The 704-nt window shown below is 60.2% G+C and carries 1 protein-coding gene; it reads left to right on the top strand.

What is annotated here, in order from left to right; translation table 11 throughout:
- Positions 1–704, top strand: a 704-nt coding sequence (gene tssI / locus ADK28_RS12685; protein ID WP_048795806.1) for a type VI secretion system tip protein TssI/VgrG, incomplete at both ends; no start/stop codon positions are given.

Raw genomic sequence — 704 nt, 5'->3', positions numbered from 1 at the left:
GTATATCCGCCAGTTCCGCTATGCCGAAGCGGTGCGAACTACGGCGGTGGAGCTGCGGGACTACAGCTTTAAAAATCCCGCTTACAACCAGTCGAATAAAAAAATCAGTCACGATCTGGCCCATCAGCGTGAGCCGTACGAGCACTACGACTATCCAGGGCGCTACAAGCAGGCTGAGAGCGGTAAAGCCTTCAGCGCGTACCGCCTGGATGCGCTGAGGGCTGATGCGGTCACCGGCAATGGCCTGTCAAACTGCGCAGAACTGCGTCCGGGGCTGCGGTTTATGCTGGAAGAGCACCGGAACGAGGCCTTTAACACGCAGTGGCAGGTGGTGGCCGTGAAGCATGAGGGAAAACAGCCGCAGGCGCTGGAAGAGGAAGGCGGGGACAAGCCCACCACCTTTACCAACACGTTCGACGTTATTAAAGGCGGAGCGGCCTGGCGCATGCAGATGCCGGCACGCCCGATGGTGGATGGTCCACAGATAGCCATTGTCACGGGGCCGGCGACGGAAGAAATCTACTGCGATGAGCACGGTCGCGTGAAGGTGAAATTCCCCTGGGACCGCTATGGCAACAGCGATGATCTGAGTTCCTGCTGGGTGCGGGTCAGTCAGGGCTGGGCGGGGGGCCGCTACGGGATGGTGGCACTCCCGCGCGTGGGTCATGAAGTGGTGGTGAGCTTTCTGGAAGGGGATCCGGATC

The organism is Serratia sp. 506_PEND (assembly GCF_001076875.1).
In the GTDB taxonomy this organism is placed as follows: domain Bacteria; phylum Pseudomonadota; class Gammaproteobacteria; order Enterobacterales; family Enterobacteriaceae; genus Serratia; species Serratia marcescens.
Note: the sequence above shows the minus strand (reverse complement) of the source record. Positions and strands in the feature narration are given on the sequence as shown.